The sequence below is a fragment of the Zobellella sp. DQSA1 genome, assembly GCF_041950555.1.
GTDB lineage: Bacteria > Pseudomonadota > Gammaproteobacteria > Enterobacterales > Aeromonadaceae > Oceanimonas.
In genome coordinates this window covers 2,558,159-2,574,229 of record NZ_CP169531.1, presented here as the reverse complement: position 1 = coordinate 2,574,229, position 16,071 = coordinate 2,558,159, and the positions used below count along the sequence as shown (strand labels likewise).

Here is a 16,071-nt window from a genome sequence, read left to right as displayed (position 1 = left end):
GGCGGGCACCCAGGGCAGGGAGCAGCGGTCCAGGCCACGGCGCTTGGTGTGCAGACGCGTATGGACTCCCGCCTGCGCAGGAGTGACGAAATAAGCGCGGGAGTGACGAGAGGGCGCACGGGTCTGAACACTCACGTCGTCATGCCCGCGAAGGCGGGCATCCAGGGCAGGGTGCCGCGGCCCGGACCACGGCGCCGGGTGTGCAGACATGTATGGACTCCCGCCTGCGCGGGAGTGACGAAATAAGCGCGGGAGTGACGAGAGGGTGCACGGGTCTGACACCCACGTCGTCCTGCCCGCGAAGGCGGGCATCCAGGGCAGGGACACCGGCCCGGACCACGGCGCCGGGTGTGCAGACGCGCATGGACTCCCGCCTGCGCGGGAGTGACGAAATAAGCGCGGGAGTGACGAGAGGACGCGGGAGTAACACCCACGCCGTCCTGCCCGCGAAGGCGGGCATCCAGGGCAGGGTGCACCGGCCCGGACCACGGCGCCGGGCCGCAGAGGTGCATGGACTCCCGCCTGCGCGGGAGTGACGAAAGGGACGCGGGAGTGACGAAATAAGCGCGGGAGTGACGAGAAGGAGCGCGGGAGTAACACCAACACCGTCATGCCCGCGAAGGCGGGCATCCAGGGCAGGGAGCAGCGGCCCGGACCACGGCGCCGGGTGTGCAGACACGCATGGACTCCCGCCTGCGCGGGAGTGACGAGAGGGTGCACGGGCCTGAACACCCACGCCGTCATGCCCGCGAAGGCGGGCATCCAGGGCAGAGTGCACCGGCCCGGACCACTGCGCCGGATGTGCAGACGCGCATGGACTCCCGCCTGCGCGGGAGTGACGAAATAAGCGCGGGAGTGACGAGAGGGCGCACGGGCCTGAACACCCACGCCGTCATGCCCGCGAAGGCGGGTATCCAGGGCAGGGTGCACCGGCCCGGACCACGGCGCCGGGTGTGCAGACGCGTATGGACTCCCGCCTGCGCGGGAGTGACAAAAGAAGCGCGGGAGTGACGAGAGGGCGCGGGAGTAACACCCACACCGTCATGCCCGCGAAGGCGGGCATCCAGGGCAGGGAGCAGCGGCCCGGACCACGGCGCCGGGTGTGCAGACGCGTATGGACTCCCGCCTGCGCGGGAGTGACGAAATAAGCGCGGGAGTGACGAGAGGGCGCACGGGCCTGAACACCCACGCCGTCATGCCCGCGAAGGCGGGCATCCAGGGCAGGGTGCACCGGCCCGGACCACGGCGCCGGGCCGCAGAGGTGCATGGACTCCCGCCTGCGCGGGAGTGACGAAATAAGCGCGGGAGTGACGAGAGGACACGGGCCTGAACACCCACGCCGTCATGCCCGCGAAGGCGGGCATCCAGGGCAGGGAGCCGCGGCCCGGACCATGGCGCCGGGTGTGCAGACGCGTATGGACTCCCGCCTGCGCAGGAGTGACGAAATAAGCGCGGGAGTGGCGAAAGGGGCGCGGGAGTGACACCTACGCCGTCATGCCCGCGAAGGCGGGCATCCAGGGTAGGGTGCACCGGCCCGGACCACGGCGCTTGGTGTGCAGACGCGTATGGACTCCCGCCTGCGCGGGAGTGACAAAAGAAGCGCGGGGTGACGAGAGGACGCGGGAGTGACAAAAGAAGCGCGGGAGTGACGAGAGGGCGCACGGGTCTGAACACCCACGCCGTCATGCCCGCGAAGGCGGGCATCCAGGGCAGGGACACCGGCCCGGACCACGGCGCCGGGTGTTCAGACACGCATGGACTCCCGCCTGCGCAGGAGTGACAAAAGAAGCGCGGGAGTGACGAGAAGGAGCACGGGCCTGAACACCCACGCCGTCCTGCCCGCGAAGGCGGGCATCCAGGGCAGGGACACCGGCCCGGACCACGGCGCCGGGTGTGCAGACGCGCATGGACTCCCGCCTGCGCGGGAGTGACGAAATAAGCGCGGGAGTGACGAGAGGACGCGGGAGTAACACCCACACCGTCATGCCCGCGAAGGCGGGCATCCAGGGCAGGAAGCAGCGGCCCGGACCACGGCGCCGGGTGTGCAGACGCGTATGGACTCCCGCCTGCGCGGGAGTGACGAAATAAGCGCGGGAGTGACGAGAGGGCGCACGGGCCTGAACACCCACGCCGTCATACCCGCGAAGGCGGGTATCCAGGGCAGGGAGCAGCGGCCCGGACCACGGGGCCTGGTGTGCAGACGCGCATGGACTCCCGTCTGCGCGGGAGTGACGAAAGGGACGCGGGAGTGACAAAAGAAGCGCAGGAGTGACGAGAGGGCGCTCGGGCCTGAACACCCACGCCGTCATGCCCGCGAAGGCGGGCATCCAGGGCAGGGTGCACCGGCCCGGACCACGGCGCCGGGCCGCAGAGGTGCATGGACTCCCGCCTGCGCGGGAGTGACAAAAGAAGCGCGGGAGTGACGAGAGGGCGCTCGGGCCTGACACCCACGTCGTCCTGCCCGCGAAGGCGGGTATCCAGGGCAGGGAGCAGCGGCCCGGACCACGGCGCCGGGTGTGCAGACATGTATGGACTCCCGCCTTACCTCCCCCCACTTGTCTTTTCCCGACACCCAAACTGAACAGTGACGTTTTTGGCTATGCGCTCGTCGCTTTCAGCCAGTGGGCGGGGGGACCCGCGGGCTAGACTGCCTCTGAATCCGGTGAACTCGGTTCACCCGTCAAATAGATGCAAGGAAGGTCTGGCTATGCAAAGTGCAGCTGAAGTACACCAACAATCGATCGTGATCGACGGCCTTATTATCGCCAACTGGGGGCGTGAGCTGTTCGAAGACATGCGCCGCGGTGGCCTTACCGCCGCCAACTGCACCGTGTCGGTGTGGGAGGGCTTCCAGGCCACGGTGAACAACATCGCCGAGTTCAACCGCTATTTCCGGGAACACGGCGATCTGATCCGCCCGGTGCGCACCACCGCCGACATCCTCAAGGCGAAGGAAGAAGGCCGTACCGGCATCATCCTCGGCTTCCAGAATGCCCACGCCTTCGAAGATCAACTGGGCTACGTGGAAATCTTCAAGCAACTGGGCGTGGGCGTAGTGCAAATGGCCTACAACACCCAGAACCTGGTGGGCACCGGCTGCTACGAGCGTGACGGCGGCCTGTCCGGCTTCGGCCGCGAGGTGGTGGAAGAAATGAACCGGGTCGGCATCATGTGCGACCTGTCCCACGTGGGCGCCAAAACCTCGGAAGAGGTGATCCTGGCCTCCAAAAAACCGGTGTGCTACTCCCACTGCCTGCCCGCCGGGCTCAAGGACCACCCGCGCAACAAGTCGGACGAGGAGCTGCGCTTTATCGCCGAGCACGGCGGTTTTGTGGGCGTGACCATGTTCGCCCCCTTCCTGAAAAACGGCATCAACTCCACCATCGAGGATTACGTGGAGGCCATCGGCTATGTGCTGGATCTGGTGGGCGAAGATGCCATCGGCATCGGCACCGACTTTACCCAGGGTCACGATCAGAACTTCTTCGAATGGCTGACCCACGACAAGGGTTATGCCCGCCGCCTGACCCGTTTTGGCGAAATCATCAACCCCAAAGGGATTCGCACCATCGGCGACTTCCCCAACCTGACCGAGGCCCTGCTGCGCCACGGCTACTCCCCGCGCGTGGTGGAGAAGATCATGGGCGGCAACTGGGTACGAGTACTCAAGGACGTCTGGGGCGAATAAGGAACATATAAAGGAAGCGAGGGAGAAACCACAATGTCAGTACATGCACCCGAAATGCCGATTGAAGTAGACGCCGACACCGGCGTTTGGACCACCGACGCCCTGCCCATGCTCTATGTGCCGCGCCACTTCTTCGTGAACAACCACATGGCGATAGAGGAAGAGCTGGGTCCCGAGCGCTACGCCGAGATCCTGTACAAGGCCGGCTACAAGTCCGCCTGGCACTGGTGCGAGAAAGAGGCCGAGTGCCACGGCATCAGCGGCGACGCGGTGTTCGAGCACTACATGAAGCGCCTGTCCCAGCGTGGCTGGGGCCTGTTCACCATCGAACAGCTGGACATTCCCGCCGGCACCGCCAAGGTACGGCTGGATCATTCCGCCTTCGTCTACCAGTACGGCAAGGTGGACCGCATGGTGGACTACATGTTCACCGGCTGGTTCGCCGGCGCCATGGACCAGATTGCCCAGAGCCTGGGCCATTCGGTGCGTACCCAGGCGCGCCAGGTGCAAAGCGGCGCCCAGACCGGCTACGACTACGGCCTGTTCGAGGTGAGCCCGCTGTAAACACGCCCCGTCATGCCCGCGAAGGCGGGCATGCAGGGCAGGGCTCGAAAGTGACGAAGCGAGCAGGTTTTAATTTTCGGCGGGCCGGATGCCGGCCCGGCATGTACTAGAGGATTCCAGGATGGGACAGTTCGACGCCTTGTTTCAACCCATGAACATCAACAAGCTCACCATCCGCAACCGGGTGGTGAGCACGGCCCATGCCGAGGTGTATGCCACCGACGGCGGCATGACCACCGAGCGCTACGTCAAATACTACGAGGAAAAGGCCAAGGGCGGCCTGGGCCTGGCCATTTGCGGCGGCTCCAGCGTGGTGTCCATCGACAGCCCCCAGGGCTGGTGGAGTTCGGTCAACCTTTCCACCGACCGCATCATTCCCCACTTCCAGAACCTGGCCGACGCCATGCACAAGCACGGCGCCAAGATCATGATCCAAATCACCCACATGGGGCGCCGCTCCCGCTGGGACGGCTACGACTGGAGCACCCTGGTATCGCCCTCCGGCATCCGTGAGCCGGTGCACCGCGCCACCTGCAAGACCATAGAGCCGGAAGAAATGTGGCGCATCATCGGCGACTACGCCCAGGCCGCCCGCCGCGCCAAGGAAGGGGGCCTGGACGGCGTGGAGCTGTCCGCCGTGCACCAGCATCTGATCGACCAGTTCTGGAGCCCGCGGGTCAACAAGCGTACCGACGAATGGGGCGGCAGCTTCGAGGGCCGCATGAAATTCGGCCTGGAAGTGCTCAAGGCGGTGCGCGCCGAAGTGGGCCCCGACTTCGTGGTGGGCATGCGTATCTGTGGTGACGAGTTCCACCCGGACGGCCTCAGCCACGACGACATGAAGCAGATCGCCAAATACTACGACGACACCGGCATGGTGGACTTTTTCGGCGTGATAGGTTCCGGCTGCGACACCCACAACACCCTGGCCAACGTTATCCCCAACATGAGCTACCCGCCCGAGCCCTTCCTGCACCTGGCGGCGGGCATCAAGGAAGTGGTGAGCGTGCCGGTGATCCACGCCCAGAACATCAAGGATCCCACCCAGGCCCAGCGTATTATCGAAGGCGGCTATGTGGACTTTGTGGGCATGACCCGCGCCCACATCGCCGATCCGCACCTGATCGCCAAGATCAAAATGGACCAGGTGGATCAAATCCGCCAATGCGTGGGCGCCAACTACTGCATCGACCGCCAGTACCAGGGCCTGGACGTGCTCTGCATCCAGAACGCGGCCACCTCCCGCGAGCACATGGGCCTGCCCCATCTTATCGAAAAAACCGACGGCCCCCTGCGCAAGGTGGTGGTGGTGGGCGGCGGCCCCGGCGGGATGGAAGCGGCCCGGGTTGCGGCCGAACGCGGCCACCCGGTGGTGCTGTTTGAAAAGGCCCCCGAGCTGGGCGGCCAGATCACCCTGGCGGCCAAGGCACCCCAGCGCGATCAGATTGCCGGTATTACCCGCTGGTATGCCCTGGAGCTGGCCCGCCTCAAGGTGGACCTGCGGCTGAACACCGCCGCCGACATGCCCGCCATCATGGCGGAAAAGCCGGACGTGGTGATCCTGGCGGTGGGCGGCACCCCCTTTATCGAGCAGAACCCCGAGTGGGGCGCCGATGAAGGCCTGGTGGTGAGCAGCTGGGATATCCTCTCCGGCAAGGTGGAGCCGGGCAAGAACGTGCTGGTGTACGACACCATCTGCGAATTCTCCGGCATGTCGGTGGCCGACTACCTGGCCGCCAAGGGCAGCCTGGTGGAAATGGTGACCGACGACATCAAGCCGGGCGCGGCCATCGGCGGCACCACCTTCCCCACCTACTACCGTTCCCTGTACGAGCGGGAGGTGATCATGAGCTCCGACATGGCCCTGCACAAGGTGTACAAGGAAGGGGACAAGCTCATCGCGGTGCTGGAAAACGAATACACCGGCCAGAAAGAGGAGCGGGTGGTGGACCAGGTGGTGGTGGAGAACGGCGTCCGTCCGGACGAGCGGCTCTACTACGAGCTGAAGGGCGATTCCGTGAACAAGGGCCAGATCGACCTGGAAGCCCTGTACGCGGCCAAGGCCCAGCCGGCGCTGGCGCAACACGGCCAGGGCTATTTGCTCTACCGCCTGGGCGACTGCGTGGCCCAGCGCAACACCCACGCCGCCATTTACGACGCCCTGCGTCTGTGTAAAGACTTCTGAGCCAAGGGGCCGGGGTAACCCCCGGCCCTGCCGAGGTGCCCGCTATGTTCGAGCCTGTGATCCCTTTTCTGTTAGTGCTGGCCTTTGCCCTGGCCGCCATCGGCGCCGCGCGCCGGGTGCGGCTATGGCGCCGGGGCCAGTCCAGTCCCGTGCCCTTCTGGCAGGGGCTTGCCGCCATGCCGCGCCGCTACCTGGTGGACCTGCACCACGTGGTGGCGCGCGACAAATATATGTCCAACACCCACGTGGCCACCGGCGGTGGCTTTGTGCTGGCGCTGGTGCTGGTGGTGCTGGTGCACGGCCTGGGCCTGCACAGCGCCTGGCTGGTGTGGCCGCTGCTGGCGGCCAGCCTGCTGATGGCGGTGGGCGCGCTGTTCGTATGGAAGCGCCGGCGTAAACCCGCCAGTGAGCTGCCCAACTCGCGCCTTTCGCGCGGGCCCTGGCAGCGGCTGCCGAAAAGCCTGCTGGCCTTTGCCCTGGGCTTTTTCATCGCCACCCTGCCGGCCGCGGGCATACTGCCCGAAGGCACCGGCGGCGCCCTGCTGACCCTGCTGCTGCTGGCCCTGTGCACCTGGGGCCTGGGCGAGCTGGTGTTCGGCATGGCCTGGGGCGGCCCCATGAAGCACGCCTTTGCCGGCGCCCTGCACCTGGCCTTTCACCGTCGCCAAGCCCGCTTCGGCGGCGGCCGCGACACCGGCCTGAAGGCGCTGGATCTCACCGCCGACAAGCTGGGCGTGGAGAAGGTAACCGACTTCAAGTGGAACCAGCTGCTGGGCTTTGACGCCTGCGTGCAGTGCGGCCGCTGCGAGAGCAAGTGCCCGGCCTTTGCCGCCGGCCAGCCGCTCAACCCCAAGAAGCTGATCCAGGACATGGTGATCAGCCTCGCCGCCCAGGAAGAAGTGACCTACCGCGGCAGCCCGCACCCGGGCCAGGAGCAGGCCTCCCGCACCGGCTGCCCCGACAAGCCGCTGGTGGAAAGCATGCTCGACAGCCAGACATTGTGGTCCTGCACCACCTGCCGCGCCTGCGTGGAAGAGTGCCCCATGATGATTGAGCACGTGGACGCGGTGGTGGACATGCGCCGCTTCCTTACCCTGGAGCGGGGCCAGACCCCGGGCAAGGGCCAGGAAGTGCTGGAAAACCTGATCGCCACCGACAACCCGGGCGGCATGGCTCCCGCCAGCCGCAGCAACTGGGCCGCCGACCTCAACATTCCGTTGATGAAGGAAGTACGCGAGGCCGACGTGCTGCTGTGGGTGGGCGACGGCGCCTTCGACATGCGCAACCAGCGCACCCTGCGTGCCCTGGTGCAGCTGTTGCGTGCCGGTGGCGTGGACCTTGCCTACCTCGGCAACGAGGAGCTGGACTCGGGCGACCTGGCCCGCCGGCTGGGGGACGAAGCCACCTTCCAGCGCCTGGCCAAGGCCAACATCCAGACGCTGGGCAAGTACCGCTTTAACCGCATCGTCACCGCCGACCCCCATTCGCTGCAGTGCCTGGGCACCGAATACGCGGAGCTGGGCGGCGACTACCGGGTAGAGCACCACAGCGAACTGCTGGCGGAGCTGCACCGGGCCGGCAAGCTCGCCTTCAACGGCGGCCAGAGCGGCAAGCTTACCTATCACGACCCCTGCTACCTGGGCCGCTACAACGGCGTGTACGACGCGCCGCGCTACCTGCTGGATCAGCTGGGCTTCGAGCGCAGCGAGATGGAGCGCAGCGGTTTCCGTTCCCGTTGCTGCGGCGGCGGCGGCGGGGCACCGGTGACCGACATTCCCGGCGAGCGCCGCATTGCCGACATGCGCATGGACGACGCCCGGGCGGTGGACGCCGAGCTGATGGCGGTGGCCTGCCCCCAGTGCACCCTGATGATGGAAGGGGTGGTGGAGCCCCGGCCCCAGGTGAAGGACATTGCCGAGCTGCTGCTGGAGGCCCTGGCCCAACCGGCCCAGGAGCAACCGCAGCGGCAAAAGGAGGAAGCCCATGTCTGATCTTATTCGCAAGGATCCGCGCCTGGCCTGGATCCGCCGCAACCGGCTGCACCCGCGCCACGCCGAGCTGAGCGGCCAGCCCCTGCGCGGCCCCAGCGGCCTGCTGCGCAAGAACCCGCGGCCCCAGTGGCAGCTCGGCCCCAGCGGCCTGCGCCGGCTGGACCGGCTGAACCTGGCCGGCGGCGGCGAGGTGGCGCAGCTGTCCAAGAAGCGCAGCGAGCAGCCCAAGCTGCCCCTGCACAAGGTGGCGGAGCCCCAGGGCTACATTGCGGTGTGGCTGCCCCTTTCCGGCGGGCGGCTCACCGCCCACGGCAAGGACGTGCTGGGCCTGGCCCAGCAACTGGCGGCGGCGCAGGCGCAAAGCACCGCCGTGCTGGGGGTGCTGTGCGGCGAGCTGAAAGAAGGCATTGCCGAGGCGGGGGTAGACCGGCTGCTGCAGCTGCACGGGGTGGAAGGCTACCAGCCGGAAGCCTGGGCCCAGCTGTGCCGGCAGGTGGAGCGCGAGTTCAAGCCGCTGCACTGGTTGTTCCCCGATGCGGGCGAGTCCGCCGAGCTGGGCCGCCGGCTGGCGGTGGAGCTGGGCGAGCGCCCGGCCACCGGGGTGTGGAAGTGGGAAGGCGAGCAGGTGATCGCCCGCACCGGTGCCGGCCACCAGGATCTGGTGCGCCCCCTGTGCCGGCTGCTGCTGTTGCTGGAAGAATGCGCCTTGCCCTGCACCGATCACCGCTACGAGGCGAAGCCGGTGGAGTTTGAACCGGAAGCCCTGCTGCGGGCCCGGGTGCAAGACGGCGGCCGGGTGGCGGTGGACCCCGCCGACATTCCCCTGGCCGAGGCCGAGTTTATCCTCTCCGCCGGCAACGGCGTGCACGACTGGGAGCAGTTCCACCAGGCGGCGACCCTGCTGGGCGCGGCCGAAGGCGCCAGCCGGGTGGCGGTGGACGACGGCTTTATGCCGCGCAACCGCCAGGTGGGCGCCACCGGCACCTGGGTGAGCGCCCGGGTGTACATTGCCGTGGGCATTTCCGGCGCCGTGCAGCACTTGCAGGGCATCGGCAAGGTGGAGAAGGTGGTGGCCATCAACCAGGACACCGACTGCGACATGGTAAAACGCGCGAGCCTGAGCGCCATCGGCGACAGCAGCGAAATATTGGCGGCGCTGATGGCGCTGGTAGAGGCCCGGCCGGCCCAGGAGGTAAGCGATGCAGCCTGATCATTCCCTCAACATAGCGGTGCTGGTAAGCGAAGGCCGCCACCCGGTGTCGGGCCGCGCCCGCCGCGCCCTGCAGGACGCCAGCGCCCTGGAGCTGGGCTTTGCCCTGGGCGGCAAGCTCGAGGCCATTCACGCCGGCAGCCCGGCCCAGCCGGCGCTGCAGGACTATTTGGGCATGGGCCTTAACCGGCTGACGGTGTTGCGCCAGGGCCCGGACGACGACGCCCTGGAGCTGCTGGCTCCCTACCTCAACGAGCTGCAGCCCGACTTGCTGCTCACCGGGGTACGCGCCGAGCAGGGGGAGGGCTCCGGCATGCTGCCCTACCTGCTGGCCGAACGGCTGGGCTGGCCGCTGGTGACCGGCATTGCCGCCATCGAGCTGATTGACGGCGACGAAGTGACCCTGCTGCAGGCCCTGCCCCGGGGCCAGCGCCGCCGACTGAGCGTGCGCCTGCCCTTTGTGGCCAGCGTGGACGAAGCCGCCGCCAGCCCCCGCCAGCTGGCCTTTGCCAAGGCCCGGCGCGGCAGCATCAGCGAACAGCAACCGGCGGCCCCCAAGCCCGACGCCGACCGCGCCGGCTGGACCCTGCAGGACGCCAAGCCCAGGCCCAAACGCCTGAAAGTGGCCAGCGCCAAAACCGCCGCCGACCGCTTCAAGCAGGCCACCGCCAAGGCCCAGGGTGGTAAAGGGCAGATCATCCGCAACGATCCCCAGGCCGCCGCCAAAGCCATCTACGACCTGCTGGTAGAGGAGGGGGTATTGAGGAAGTAGGTTGGGTTGGTTTTGGGGATTGAATAAAAACGCCGGCGGAAGCCGGCGTTTTTATTTGGGGAGGATGGTCATTTCGTTACTAATGTGTCTGTGTGAAAGCGGGTGAGATCCAGATCCGAGCGAAGTGGCTTGTCATATTATATTTCAACGCTACTGGCTTACCTACTATCACAAAGAATTCCTAGATGGTGATGTATTTTCTTATCTCAAATTGCATCAGATCATCTTGCTGTTTTAAATATTGTTTGAATTCATCATTAACTAAAACATGTCCTAAGTCATCTATTTCTATGTTGTCAATCTGACCATCCGACTCAAATTTATTTATTATCACTCCACTCAGACCAAGCTTTGTTAAATCAGTGTTTCTTTTTTTGTCTGTGCCATAAATAAAGATATTATATTCTTTTTCATATATGACCCCGTATTCTTTTAACAAGAAAACATACTCATTTAACTTGTATGAAAGGAAGTCACTTTCCATTTTTATTTTTACTAACGCTAGATTCACCAGTTCCTTATATTTTTTGGTCGATAGGTCGATAGGTCGATAGGTCGATATAGGTTTTGGTACCACTAATACTACCTTCTCTTGTGATCTCACCATATGAGCTACCGATATAGAAAAAATTGTTGCCAGTTTCAGTAGCATTAGTATAAAAATACTTAACAGTTGAATTTATGTGTTCTTTTAAAGTCAACGCATGAATACTCTTAACAAAAGTTCGATAGTAATTACGAGCTTTTTCATTTTTGAGTCGAGCAAACGATAAATCTATAATTTCACTTTCAAGCTCTGATATGAACACGAAATAAACTTTTTCAATTGGGTCCATGTTTTCGATATCGGGATCACCTCGCATAGCCTCAATTCTATCCATAATAGTGTCGAATGCATTGTCTGAGTCAAAGTATGTAAGATGTAACCCTGATTCAAAAAATAATACCTTCATTCTATCTAGTTCTGTTTGTGGAGCTTTAGTTAGAAAGTTCTCCCTTTCTATGATGGATAATGCGTTGCTTCTCTCTCGCCTAGCTGAATCAACCCTTTCCAAACTAGTAGACGTTTCGATGGTATGATCGTATTTCGATATATCAAAGTTTAATAGGGTTGGGTTCTTAACGTCATCTTTAAACTTACCTGATTTTAATGTTCCAATTTTAGAAGACATATTGCTACCAGCTCTGTTGAATTCTTCAGAGTTTACAAAATGCACTGAAGGTCTCAGCTTAAAAAGACTTGGCGACTCCCCACCAAAAACTTCATTTAGTCGATTTACTCTTCCTATCAAGTTAGTTAATTCTTTAGTGCCTAAAGAGTAAGTATTCAAAATGTACAAGTTATCTATGGGTAAATTTACCCCTTCAAGGATAACCGAATTTGCGACTATAAATTTCAGTGACCTTATTTCTCGAAACTTATGTTCCAAATACTCTTTTATAAGATCGGGTAACTTTCCGTGAATATATAATACGCCTTTTTTAACTAAATCGACGCAGTAGAAATCCTCGTGTACATTTCTTGAAATGGTAGTAGCTAATTTTCCAAGCTCATCCATCTTAGAATATGGTAAGCTTTCTGCTAGGAGTCCTGCAAAATCTTCAACCTTCCTAGGCGCTCTTAAATAAAAAAATTATTGGACTTTGAATTTTTAAATATGTAAGGCAACATTTCCTGCCCTGTTTCATATTCGAAAAATGCATTTAAGAATCGATTGTACTTGTATACGTTTCCGTCTAGTTTATACTCATTAATATCAGCTTCTTTGATGTTAAATTGAATGCGCTTAGTTTCTATTTTTTGTTGTTCTTCGAATTTCAAATTATCACTATCGTTTATTAATGGTGAGAAATAGAAAATTCTAGAATCCTGTTTTCTTAATCTTACTCTGCGAATAAGCCTGCTTAACAAAATGCTTCTGGAAGATGCTTCAAAAAGGTTGTGAGCTTCGTCAACCAAAAGTGCATCGACTTGCATTAGGCCCTCACTCTTCAAAAGCCTAAGCGCTCTTTCTTGAGTGAAGATCGCTATGAAGCGCTCTTCTCCTCCATACATTTCATCATGAAAAATTACTTTACGATCTGTGAAAGTGGAATTAATTAATTTGTATGTCTGAGTAAGCAATGACTTGGTGGGAACAATAATGAAAATCTTAGATAGTTTTAGCTGTGCTATTAGCTCAACCATCATCGAACTTTTCCCAAATGATGTAGGTGCTATATAGCAGTTATCCTTTGCATTACTTTCAACTAACTGACTTCTATATTTATTTTGCTCTAAAGTCTCAGTTATTTCTTTATGTTGGAACTTTTTTAATCCATTCCCTATGAAATGATGATGTAAATTTTCTTCATCAATCAATCCGTTCTCGAGTATGAATTTTGAAACTGGGTAAAACCCTAGATTAGTACTTAAATCAAACAACGGGGAGAAATTACCACTTTGCAGTGCATAACTGAGAATCAAAAAGTATCCAAACTCTAAATAAGATGTTTTCCTTTTATCGCGTTCAAACTCTTTTATGAGAAGAATTGCCACCGATAAACAGTAAATACTTTCTTCTTCACTTAGCTGGATGCCTCTTGCTAATCTAAAATTTATTTGCAGAAAGCGGTCATCGTTTTTCAACCAAGTTAAACTGTCTGAACTACTCATTGTTCACCTCTTAGATAGCTCAAAAATGATTCATAGCTCGCCTTGGTGACACAAATAGCTTTTAGTGATTTAGCCCTTAACCCCATAAAGAAACCATCTTCAGTCTCCAAAATAGCTCTAGAAGTTTCAACGCTCCATTCATCTGTAACAAAAATGCTTGAACAAGGAATGATGTTGAATTTATCTACACTACTAAATTGACCATTATCAAATAAGTTAGAAAGTTCTCTAATTTTTTTTCTAATTGCCTTACTTGTTCCTACATCAATATGACTGGCGTGGTTATAAGCATTTCTCCAAGGGTTGTTTTTGCTTTTCCTGCTATCTCCGGCTATAACTGATGAAATGTCCTCATAGGCCTCTTTGATTTTACTTTTATGACTAATTCCTGCTGTAGAGTCTAAACCCGACTTGCTTTCAACTAGGTACTCTTCAGTTTCATTAGAAAAAAATCCATCAAACCCCTTTTTAATCGAACCTTCCTCCAAATTAAAAAAAAGAAACTCTTGCTTTAGGTTAGATTGTCTCAAATAAAGATGAACAAAAAACTCTGCAACTGCGCCTATTTGAGTTCGGTAATCTTTCGAGTTAAGAAAACGAAAGAAGTTTGACTTAACTAAGTCCAAAGACGAACAGCTATCACCCTCACATATTTGAACTAAGTTTTCATCTAATTGTTTAATGACCTCCGGTGTTAAATCGACTAAGTCGATAACATGAAGTTCAACGCCTTTAGAAATGCTTTTTATTTCGGAGACTAACAAATTGAATCCTCATTAAATGATTTTTGATGCTAAATGTAAGACTGAGGGGGCTCATTTATTCAAATTCACTCCGGGAAAAGTAAGCTTATTTATTTCAATGTCAGCGTGTTTTAAAATGCCAACATTAAGAGGAATAAATCGAATCTCTGCTCTGAAAATTTAAATATTCTAACAGTGGATTAATTTTTGCTTTTTCCATTTACATAACAACTTGTATATCGAGTTAGACCATTTAAACTAATAAAATAAGTTATCTATTCTAAGTGTAATCTCCTGGTTTTTATTAATTTAAGCGGTAATGGGGTCAAGGCGGTAATGGGGTCAGGTCTTGCCTTTTTCCCTTCTAATTAGAGCTGGTAGCAAAGAACAAGAGCTGCGCCCACGCTGAACCTTTTTTTAGGTCATAACTGCCTTCCTGAATACTGCTGCAGATATTGCATCAAAGAGAACCTTGCCTTGGGCAAAACCCACGCTACCGCCCGTCACTGATCTCAGGCTTAAGCGCATCCCTGCTTCCTCGTCTGTGTCCATTCTTGTCGCGTCATGGTGAAAAGGCAATGACAAAGGGCGCATTTTGCGAGGCGTTTGTTTGAGTTTGGTGTTGTTTGGTTGAGTTTTGTCCGGTTTGGCGGGGTGGGGGGCTCAGGCGTGTCTGCAGACCAAGCGCCGTTGTTCGGGCCGGTGCGGCTTGCTCTGGTTCCCCGCCTTCGCGGGGAAGACGGGGGAGTGCGGGGATGGCGGGGTGATGGGGGAGTGGCCGGTGTGAGATGGGGCTTTTCGGTTGGTGCTGGTGGTGTTTGAGGGGCCGCCTGGATCCCCGCCTTCGCGGGGATGACGGGGGAGTGCGGGGATGACGGAGTGGTAGTGCACCATAACAAAGCATTAACATCCTAAATGGGCTGATTTGAAGTATTCATTTCTTTTATGGCGGGTGGGGCTCTAGCATCGGGGTTATGCGCTAAACCGGTGTTTCTCGGCGCAGCAACCATCAGCTACAAGGAAGGAGTCTTACCATGCAAATGCCCAACACCCTCACCATCCCCAACGGCGAAAAAGTCCGCGGCATCTTCTCCCGCGAGGAGATGCTCTCCCGCCAGCAAAAGTTGCGCCAGTACATGGCCGCCAACGAGGTGGATGCGGTGCTGTTCACTTCCTACCACAACATCAACTACTTCAGTGATTTTGTGTACTGCCGTTTCGGCCGCGATTACGGCCTGGCGGTCACCCAGGACATCCACACCACCATCACCGCCAATATCGACGGCGGCCAGCCCTATCGCCGCAATGCCCTGGGCGACAACCTGGTGTATACCGACTGGCAAAAAGACAACTTCTTCCGCGCCGTGCAGCAGCTGATTGGCGGCGCCCGGCGGGTGGGGGTGGAGTTCGACCACCTCAGCCTGCAAAACCTGGACAAGCTCAAGGCCGCGCTGCCCGAGGCCGAGTTGGTGGACATCGGCGTGCCCACCATGAAGATGCGTATGATCAAGTCGGCGGAAGAAATTGCGCTTATCAAGCAGGGCGCCCGGGCGGCGGACGTGGGCGGCGCCGCCATTCGCGATGCCATCGCGGTGGGCGTGCCGGAGTATGAAGTGGCCCTGGCCGGCACCCAGGCCATGGTGCGCGAAATTGCCCGCACCTTCCCCCATGGCGAGCTGATGGACACCTGGGTGTGGTTCCAGTCCGGCATCAATACCGACGGCGCCCACAACCCGGTGACCAGCCGCAAGATTGAGGCCGGCGACATCTTAAGCCTGAACACCTTCCCGATGATCGGCGGCTACTACACCGCCCTGGAGCGGACCCTGTTCAGCGAATACGCCTCCGATCGCCACCTGGAGCTGTGGGAGATCAACTGCAAGGTGCACCGCCGCGGCCTGGAGCTGATCAAGGCCGGCAACCGCTGCTGCGACATCGCCGCCGAGCTGAACGAGATCTTCGCCCAGCACGACGTGCTGCAATACCGCACCTTCGGCTACGGCCACTCCTTCGGCACCCTCAGCCACTACTACGGCCGCGAGGCGGGGCTGGAGCTGCGGGAAGACATAGACACGGTGCTGCAGCCGGGCATGGTGGTGTCGATGGAGCCGATGATCATGCTGCCCGAAGGGCTGCCCGGCGCCGGCGGCTACCGCGAGCACGACATCCTGGTGATCAGCGAAAGCGGGGTCGAAAACATCACCCGCTTCCCGTTCGGCCCCGAGCACAACATCATCAAGGGCTAACGCATTCGGCTCGCCT

At 58.9% G+C, this 16,071-nt stretch carries 11 protein-coding genes; 7 read left to right on the top strand and 4 right to left on the bottom strand.

Annotated features, from left to right (window positions below):
* Positions 1 to 2,707 precede the first annotated feature (2,707 nt).
* From ACEVBK_RS12410 to ACEVBK_RS12385, 6 genes are all read left to right on the top strand, one after another.
* The gene (locus ACEVBK_RS12410; RefSeq protein ID WP_375055255.1) at positions 2,708 to 3,688 is read left to right on the top strand and encodes a dipeptidase; all 981 of its coding nucleotides are present in this window, start codon (positions 2,708 to 2,710) and stop codon (positions 3,686 to 3,688) included.
* A 33-nt stretch (positions 3,689 to 3,721) separates the two neighbouring features.
* Positions 3,722 to 4,252: a DUF5943 domain-containing protein gene (locus ACEVBK_RS12405; protein ID WP_375055254.1), complete on the top strand. Its 531-nt coding sequence runs from the start codon at positions 3,722 to 3,724 to the stop codon at positions 4,250 to 4,252.
* 121 nt (positions 4,253 to 4,373) lie between these two features.
* On the top strand, positions 4,374 to 6,437 hold the full coding sequence (dgcA, locus tag ACEVBK_RS12400) for a dimethylglycine demethylation protein DgcA (RefSeq protein WP_375055253.1): 2,064 nt from the start codon (positions 4,374 to 4,376) through the stop codon (positions 6,435 to 6,437).
* A gap of 44 nt (positions 6,438 to 6,481) precedes the next feature.
* Positions 6,482 to 8,428 (top strand): (Fe-S)-binding protein, encoded by a 1,947-nt coding sequence (locus ACEVBK_RS12395; RefSeq protein ID WP_375055252.1) that lies wholly within the window; start codon positions 6,482 to 6,484, stop codon positions 8,426 to 8,428.
* Positions 8,421 to 9,638 (top strand): electron transfer flavoprotein subunit alpha/FixB family protein, encoded by a 1,218-nt coding sequence (locus tag ACEVBK_RS12390; RefSeq protein ID WP_375055251.1) that lies wholly within the window; start codon positions 8,421 to 8,423, stop codon positions 9,636 to 9,638. Before ACEVBK_RS12395 ends, ACEVBK_RS12390 begins: the two co-directional genes overlap by 8 nt.
* Positions 9,628 to 10,410, top strand: coding sequence for an electron transfer flavoprotein subunit beta (locus ACEVBK_RS12385; protein WP_375055250.1), 783 nt, complete (start codon positions 9,628 to 9,630; stop codon positions 10,408 to 10,410). Before ACEVBK_RS12390 ends, ACEVBK_RS12385 begins: the two co-directional genes overlap by 11 nt.
* A gap of 181 nt (positions 10,411 to 10,591) precedes the next feature.
* Here ACEVBK_RS12385 and ACEVBK_RS12380 read toward each other — a convergent pair whose 3' ends face one another.
* The 4 genes from ACEVBK_RS12380 to ACEVBK_RS12365 all read right to left on the bottom strand — a co-directional run bounded on the left by ACEVBK_RS12380 (position 10,592) and on the right by ACEVBK_RS12365 (position 13,830).
* Complete coding sequence (locus ACEVBK_RS12380) at positions 10,592 to 10,921, bottom strand: hypothetical protein (protein WP_375055249.1); 330 nt, start codon at positions 10,919 to 10,921, stop codon at positions 10,592 to 10,594.
* Positions 10,922 to 10,928: 7 nt separating this feature from the next.
* Positions 10,929 to 11,969 carry a hypothetical protein gene (locus tag ACEVBK_RS12375; RefSeq protein ID WP_375055248.1) on the bottom strand — a complete coding sequence of 347 codons (1,041 nt, stop codon included), beginning with the start codon at positions 11,967 to 11,969 and terminating at the stop codon, positions 10,929 to 10,931.
* A 62-nt stretch (positions 11,970 to 12,031) separates the two neighbouring features.
* Positions 12,032 to 13,066, bottom strand: coding sequence for a DEAD/DEAH box helicase (locus tag ACEVBK_RS12370; protein ID WP_375055247.1), 1,035 nt, complete (start codon positions 13,064 to 13,066; stop codon positions 12,032 to 12,034).
* On the bottom strand, positions 13,063 to 13,830 hold the full coding sequence (locus ACEVBK_RS12365; RefSeq protein WP_375055246.1) for a hypothetical protein: 768 nt from the start codon (positions 13,828 to 13,830) through the stop codon (positions 13,063 to 13,065). Before ACEVBK_RS12365 ends, ACEVBK_RS12370 begins: the two co-directional genes overlap by 4 nt.
* A 1,013-nt stretch (positions 13,831 to 14,843) precedes the next feature.
* Here ACEVBK_RS12365 and ACEVBK_RS12360 point away from each other — a divergent pair.
* The gene (locus ACEVBK_RS12360; RefSeq protein WP_375055245.1) at positions 14,844 to 16,055 is read left to right on the top strand and encodes a M24 family metallopeptidase; all 1,212 of its coding nucleotides are present in this window, start codon (positions 14,844 to 14,846) and stop codon (positions 16,053 to 16,055) included.
* The last annotated feature ends 16 nt before the right edge of the window (positions 16,056 to 16,071 follow it).